We start from the raw sequence: 7,554 nt of genomic DNA on the forward strand, positions 1-7,554 counted from the left end.
CTAAGTATAGGGCGTTGCGCTATTTTGCACGCTGACCCACCAATACTGCCGAAACAGGTTACGGTTAGTTGTGTACCTCTAACTTCTTATGGCTTCCTTCAGACCCCACCGTTGGCCAGTGATGCCCTTGCCATTCAGATTATCTTCCCCTTAGTCAGGGTGATAAGGCATCTTTCAGCCTATCGGGTTTGCCAGCTTCGCTGGGCAAACAAAAAAGCCCCGTAAGTTATAACTTACGGGGCTTTTTAAAAGGTATTAACCAGTATATAACTATATTATGTATGTGCTTAATAATAAAAACAGTTCAAGCCAAGTCACCACCTAACTTGAACTGCTTTTCACACTGACAACATCTTCACACACAATATAAAGATTCTGTTTACGACTCTTACGTAGCCTTGTAATGCATATCATGTGGTTGAGCCAAGAATAAAAACAGTTCAAGCCAAGTCACCACCTAACTTGAACCGCTTTTCACACTGACAACATCTTCACACACAATATAAAGATTCGGTTTGCTACGCTTTAGTAGCTTTGTAATGCATATCATGTGGTTGAGCCAAGAATAAAAACAGTTCAAGCCAAGTCACCACCTAACTTGAACCGCTTTTTCACACTGACAACATCTTACACACACAATATAAGATTCTTTTCACTGCTAAGTTTGAGTTACTAAAACTCAAAAGGTTGCATTTATTGCTCTTAAAAAACAAATTAACTAAGTTGTTTTGAGCTGATGAAGTAACTTTAATATTTAACTTTATTTTCGACAAACGATAAAAATGAAACCAATGAGTGAAAAAAATTAAACTATAGACTTTAGTCTAATGCTCGGCGTTAAGTTTATGTATTTAAATAAAAAATATTATTAAAAATTGTAGAGAGGTTTAGACGAGTTCAGTAATACAACACAGAGTAGGTTGTATTACTCAACTCGTCTAATAGGGGATTATTCTTGGATTTTTCTAAACGTATTTACAACCCACTTCGCAAATAAATCAAGCGGGTGATTAGGCGTGCTTGATTCGTGCTGCACTAAATAGTATTTATCTTTAGTTGTTAAAGGCTGTTCGAATAATTTGTAAAGCCATTGCTCATCTAGCCAGCTTTGGCTAATAGGCAGTGGGATAAGTGCAATGCCCATGCCTTGCTGCGCTGCACGCGCTACACCAAACATGCTATCTATTTGAATAATCTGCGAAGGAGAAAAGTCATCAATCCCTGCTTTTTCGGCCCACTGATGCCAAGCCCAAGGGCGAGCTTTGTGCAAGATTAGCGGAACTTGGTTAAGCGCTTGACGATGATCGTCCCTCCACTGATCGAGCAATTTTTTATTACATGCAGGAATATATTCAAGGTTAAACAACTCAGTCGCTAACCCTTCAGTAGGTTTACCAGAGGACAATACAATAGATAAATCGCTATGACGCGTTAATTCTTTGCGTGTTTTAAGCGTGTCCATTTGCAGGTTTATATTAGGGTGTTCTGACGTCCACTCACTTAATTTAGGCATGAGTAGTTCGCTGGCAAAAAATTCAGGCAGGGTAATCGTCAAATTTGTATTTTGCTGCATCTGACTAAACTCATTAATGGTGCTCTCTAACATTGTGATGATAGGAGACACAGCATCAAAAAAGTTTTTACCCGCTGTGGTTAAGCTAATTGAACGCGTTTTACGTTGAAAAAGCTCAATACCAAGTTGTTCTTCAAGTTGTTTTATTTGATGGCTTACCGCAGACGGCGTTAAGTACAGCTCATTAGCTGCATGCTTAAAACTTAGGCTTCTTGCGGCAAAGCAAAAAGAGCGAAGGCCACGAATAGGAGTTTGCATGTTTTCCAGAATTATTTAAATTATTGAGACGCCTTACTTAGGCAAAATTTGAACCAACTATTTAATATATAAATATCAGTAGGTTAAAAATAAATTTAACGCTAGTTCACAAAAAGGGTGCAGACTATCCACAAAATAGTGCAAAGAATCTAAGCGCTTACATTTAATTTATATTTGTATTATAGATAAAATTTACTACAGATGTATGAATGACGGTAAAAATAATGGCAAAAGATAAAAAAAATCCCTCGTGAGAGGGATTTTGGGTAACTCAGCGCCATTGGCACTGGGAATGAGGTCGGTACAGGGTAAAGCGTTATTTTTAAGCTAAAGCCTAAAAAACCATTTCTGGTACTTCACCGTCAACAAGTAATTTACCTGCTGTTTTGCTAATGATTTCATCAACAGTTACGCCCGGAGCGCGTTCTAATAAATGAAATGCGCCGTCTTTAACTTCTAGTACGGCTAAATCTGTTACTATTTTTTTAACGCAATTAACGCCAGTAAGCGGTAAAGAGCAGGCCTCTAATAGTTTAGAGTCACCATGCTTACTTGCATGGGTCATAGTAACAATAATATTTTTCGCGCCAGCGACTAAATCCATCGCGCCACCCATGCCTTTAATCAGCTTTTTAGGGATCATCCACGATGCGATGTTGCCGTTCTGGTCAACTTCAAATGCACCCAGAACGGTTAAGTCTACATGACCACCCCGTATCATGGCAAAACTATCTGCACTATTAAATATGGCTGNGCTGCTGTCACGGTTTCTTTACCCGCGTTAATCATATCGGCGTCTAGCTCTGCTTTAGTAGGGTACGGGCCCATGCCTAAAAGGCCATTTTCGGACTGTAACATAACTTCAATATCATCCGGTACATAGTTTGCGACGAGTGTCGGAATTCCTATGCCCAAATTTACGTAGTAACCGTCTTGTAGTTCTTGTGCAACGCGCATTGCAACTTGTTCACGTGATAATGCCATAATTATGCTCCTGCTTAATCTCGTGTTGTTACACGTTCAATGCGTTTTTCAAAGCTGCCTTTAATAACGCGATTTACAAAAATACCTGGGGTATGAATTTGGCTTGGTTCAAGCTCACCCGGCTCTACAATTTCTTCTACTTCAGCAACGGTAATTTTACCTGCCGTTGCAGCCATTGGATTAAAGTTCATGGCGGTATGTCTAAACACTAAATTACCAAAGCGATCGGCTTTCCATGCTTTTACTATGGCAAATTCACCTGTTATAGACTCCTCTAAAATGTATGGGCGACCATTAAATTCTTTTACGTCTTTGCCTTCAGCAACTGGAGTGCCGTAACCAGTGGCGGTGTAAAACGCAGGTATACCCGCGCCACCAGCACGCATTTTTTCAGCAAGTGTACCTTGCGGTGTAAGCTCTACATCAATTTCGCCACTTAATAACTGCTGTTCGAATAGGGCGTTTTCACCAACGTACGAGGCAACTACTTTTTTAATTTGCTTGTCTTGTAATAAAATACCTAAACCAAAGTCATCAACACCACAGTTATTAGATACTACGGTTAAGTTTTTTGTTTGCATGTGCTTAATTTGTTTAATTAAGCCCTCAGGAATACCACATAAACCAAAACCACCGGCGATAATGGTATCGCCGTCTTTTAATCCTTCCATTGCAGCTTCGTAGCTATAAACTACCTTATCAAAACCGGCCATGAGTCTCTCCTCATTGTGTGCTATTTGTTGTTAACTATCTTTAATCATCATTTCATAAGATAGCTATTTAACCTGATGTAATGGTTAATAGATTTACTAACATATGAATCAGGGTGATATTTAAATTTATTTTCTCTAGCCAGAGATTTTCAGTGAAAACAAGGCGAATTTACGCGTCAATAGCTGGCCTATTGCAAGTAAATTCAACGCAGTTAGTGCTGAAAATAGCTGCTCGAGATAGATTTATTATCCAGAGCTCAGGTTATTTTGTGTGCAGTGCCACAGATACTTTGCTCACAGGTTGCTTACCAAGTGCTTTGGTTATTTCCCAGCCAGCGTCACTTAACCTTTGTAAATCAATTGAGTGTTCAATGCCAAGCCCTTGCAGTAAGTAAACTACATCTTCGGTGGCAACATTTCCTGACGCCCCCTTAGCATAAGGACAGCCACCAAGGCCCGCGACTGCCGCGTCAACCGTTGCAATACCTAGGCTTAAAGCTGCGTAAATATTTGTGAGCGCTTGGCCGTATGTATCATGAAAATGCACGGCCAACTTGGCTTTATCAATGTGCGTTAAAAGTAACTCGATTAATTGCGTTACTTTTTTTGCGGTGCCAACACCTATGGTATCGCCAAGGCTTACTTCGTAACAGCCTAAATCTAATAGCTTTTGCGATACACTTAGTACTGCTTGCGGGTCAATATCACCCTCATAGGGGCAACCGAGTACACAGCTTACATAACCACGTACACGAATATTATTAGCTTTAGCAAACGCCATTACTTCGCTAAAACGTTCAATACTTTCGTCTATTGAGCAGTTGATATTTTTTTGACAAAACGACTCACTCGCAGCTGTAAATATAGCAAACTCTTTAATACCAACAGCGTGCGCTGCTTGTGCACCTTTTAAGTTAGGTGTAAGGGCGCTTAAATTTACATTGGGTAAATCTAGCGCTGATATTACATCCGCTGAGTCTGCCATTTGTGGCACCCACTTAGGGGAGACAAACGCGCCCGCTTCAATATCTTTTAAACCTGCAGCACTTAGGGCGTTAATAAGCGCTACTTTATCGGCTGTGCTTACTGTTTTTTCGTTTTGTAGGCCGTCTCGCGCGCCAACTTCAACAATACGTACTTTACTTGGAAAGGCACTCATTATGCACCTTCCTCAGTTGTATCTTCGACAATAGCAAGTAAGGCTCCATGCGTTACTAATTCGCCTTCACCAAAACAGTAGCTTTTTAAAATGCCGTCATGCGGTGCGTTTAGCGTGTATTCCATTTTCATGGCTTCGATAATAACAACCGCATCGCCTTTGGTAATTGTGCTACCAATGTCGATTAAGTGCTTAACTACTGTGCCATTAAGCGGCGCCGCAAGTGGCAGTGCTTCACTTTCGTGCGAACTAATATAATGTTTATCAACTAGTTCAAGCTTAGTTTGCAGTGCTTTATTCATCACTGTCACACTATTGCCTACCGTAGTTACGTGCGCGCTATGTTTTTCACCATTAATAAATACACTGCACAGATTATTATTTAATGTGCCTTGTAGTTTAAATACATGCTCGTTATGCGTAATACTATAACCCGCTGCTGTTTTTATAGCGCTTAGCTGTAAATCGGCAAAAGGGACTTTAATTACTTGTGGTGCATTGAGTGTAAAACCACTCAGCTGTTGCCACGGGCTTGCACTGCTTTGCGTATTTTGGGTATTAGTTAACGATTCTAAATACGCAAAAGCAGCAATAAGCTGGCTTGTTTGCAATAACGATTCGTCAACAGCAACTAACGAATCACCTTGCTCAGCAATAAAGTGTGTGCTTGGCGCACCTTGTTTAAACGTGGGGTGGCTTGCTAAATTATGTAAAAAGCCAATGTTAGTGCTAAAACCCGCTAAATGAAATTGCTCAAGGGCTTGTTGTAAGCGGCTCAGTGCTTGTTCGCGATTGTCGTCATGCACAATAAGTTTTGCAATCATCGGATCGTAAAACGGGCTAATTTCGTCGCCTTGTGCAATGCCTGTATCAATGCGTACAAATTCACTGTTAAGGGGTGTGTGTAGTGCTTCAATAGTGCCCGAGCACGGAATAAAGTCGTTGGCTGGATCTTCTGCGTATATACGCGCTTCAAAGCTATGACCCTGCAATTGAATATTACTTTGTGTCATTGGCAATGTTTGCCCACCCGCAATATTAATTTGCCAATTGACTAAATCTACACCGGTTACCATTTCGGTCACTGGGTGTTCTACTTGAAGGCGCGTATTCATTTCCATAAAGAAAAATTCATCGCCACAAAGTAAAAACTCAACCGTACCTGCGCCTCTATAATTTATAGCCAGTGCACAACGTACAGCCGCTTCGCCCATTTCTTTGCGTAGTTCGTCAGATAAACCCGGAGCAGGGGCTTCTTCAATTACTTTTTGATGACGACGTTGCAAAGAACAATCACGATCGCCTAAATAAACACAGTTGCCATGGTTATCTGCAAATACTTGCACTTCTACATGGCGAGGTTGGTTTACATAGCGCTCTAATAACACTAAGTCGTTACCAAAACCGGCAATCGCTTCACGTTGCGCACCTTGTAGTGCGCTCATAAAGTCTTGTGCTTTTTCAACCACACGCATGCCTTTACCACCGCCACCAAAGGCCGCTTTAATGAGTACAGGGTAGCCAATTTTTTCAGCTTCACTTTGTAAAAAAGCAGGGTCTTGCTTATCACCGTAATAACCAGGCACTAACGGTACATTAGCAGCTGCCATTATTTCTTTAGCGCGGGTTTTAGACCCCATTGCTTCAATGCTACTTGCTGGTGGCCCTATAAAAGCAATGTTATTAGCTTCGCAGGCTTTAGCAAATTCGCTGTTCTCAGATAAAAAACCATAGCCTGGGTGAATACAGTCAGCGCCGCAGTCTTTGGCAACTTGTAAAATTTTGTCTGCTACTAAATACGAATCTTTACTTGGCGCGGCACCAATATGGTAAGCCTCGTCAGCCATTTTTACGTGCTGGGCATGTTTGTCTGCATCAGAGTAAACCGCGACCGTGGTTAAGCCCATTTGTTTTGCGCTGCGCATTACACGGCACGCAATTTCTCCACGATTGGCAATTAGTATTTTTTGTAATCGTTGTGTCTTCATAATCAATCCTACAGTTGCCAAGCGGGTGGGCGTTTATCAAAAAAAGCACTTAGCCCTTCTTGACCTTCTTCAGATACGCGAATTTTTGCAATACGCTCTGCGGTAAGCTCAATGAGTTCATCGGTTATTGGTTTATTTGCTACATCGTTAATTAATGCTTTTGCGGCTTTTACTGCAACAGGTCCGTTATCAATCAGTGTTTGCAGCATATTATCGAGCGCGCAGTCTAAATTACCGGTTACTTGATGAATTAAACCAAGTTGCTTAGCAGTATGGGCATCAAACACTTCAGCCGTTAAAAAGTACCTGCGAGCAGCGCGCTCACCAATGGCTTTAATTACATACGGGCTAATAACCGCCGGAATAAGACCCAGCTTTACTTCACTTAAACAAAATTGCGCATCGTCTTTACTAAGGGCTATGTCGCAACAGGCTATTAAGCCCAGAGCACCACCAAAAGCGGCACCTTGCACAGCACAAATTGTAGGATGCGGGGAGCTTGCCAATACCTGCATTAATTTAGCTAATTGCATTGAATCAGCTAGGTTATCGGCGTAATTGTTATCAGCCATTGATTTCATCCAAGCTAAATCGGCACCGGCTGAAAAGTGTTTACCCTCAGTTTTTAAAACCAAAGCACGAATATCAAGCGTATTTGCATGTTCAATACACTGAATTAGCTCGTGTATTACTTCACTGTTAAATGCGTTTCTTTTTTCTTGGCGGCTTAACACAAGTACAGCCACATTAGATTTTGTTATTTGTAGTGTTACTGACATTTTGCGCTCCGGTTACATTCTAAATACGCCAAATTTCGAATCACGTTTTGGTGCGTTATTCGCAGCCGTTAACGCAAGCCCTAATACATTACGCGTATCG

5 protein-coding genes and 2 pseudogenes (1 of these 7 only partly in view) are annotated in these 7,554 nt (G+C 41.2%); all 7 read right to left on the bottom strand.

The features are described from left to right. Window positions 1–949 precede the first annotated feature (949 nt). Complete coding sequence (locus L655_RS0102490; RefSeq protein WP_002961883.1) at window positions 950–1,831, bottom strand: LysR family transcriptional regulator; 882 nt, start codon at window positions 1,829–1,831, stop codon at window positions 950–952. A gap of 334 nt (window positions 1,832–2,165) precedes the next feature. Beyond that, window positions 2,166–2,815 (bottom strand): annotated as a pseudogene (locus tag L655_RS01000000124910) (3-oxoacid CoA-transferase subunit B). Window positions 2,816–2,829: 14 nt separating this feature from the next. After that, window positions 2,830–3,528, bottom strand: coding sequence for a CoA transferase subunit A (locus L655_RS0102500; RefSeq protein WP_024603997.1), 699 nt, complete (start codon window positions 3,526–3,528; stop codon window positions 2,830–2,832). Window positions 3,529–3,790: 262 nt separating this feature from the next. Beyond that, window positions 3,791–4,687, bottom strand: coding sequence for a hydroxymethylglutaryl-CoA lyase (locus tag L655_RS0102505; RefSeq protein ID WP_024603998.1), 897 nt, complete (start codon window positions 4,685–4,687; stop codon window positions 3,791–3,793). Then, window positions 4,687–6,675: an acetyl/propionyl/methylcrotonyl-CoA carboxylase subunit alpha gene (locus L655_RS0102510; protein WP_024603999.1), complete on the bottom strand. Its 1,989-nt coding sequence runs from the start codon at window positions 6,673–6,675 to the stop codon at window positions 4,687–4,689. The genes L655_RS0102505 and L655_RS0102510 overlap by 1 nt, the downstream gene beginning before the upstream one ends. Before the next feature lie 8 nt (window positions 6,676–6,683). Further along, window positions 6,684–7,454 (bottom strand): enoyl-CoA hydratase/isomerase family protein, encoded by a 771-nt coding sequence (locus tag L655_RS0102515; protein ID WP_024604000.1) that lies wholly within the window; start codon window positions 7,452–7,454, stop codon window positions 6,684–6,686. Between the two features lie 12 nt (window positions 7,455–7,466). Beyond that, window positions 7,467–7,554: pseudogene (locus tag L655_RS01000000124915) on the bottom strand (carboxyl transferase domain-containing protein) (it continues 1,528 nt past the right edge of the window).

Origin of the sequence: Pseudoalteromonas sp. TAE79 (assembly GCF_000498015.1) — a bacterium.
Taxonomy (GTDB): domain Bacteria; phylum Pseudomonadota; class Gammaproteobacteria; order Enterobacterales; family Alteromonadaceae; genus Pseudoalteromonas.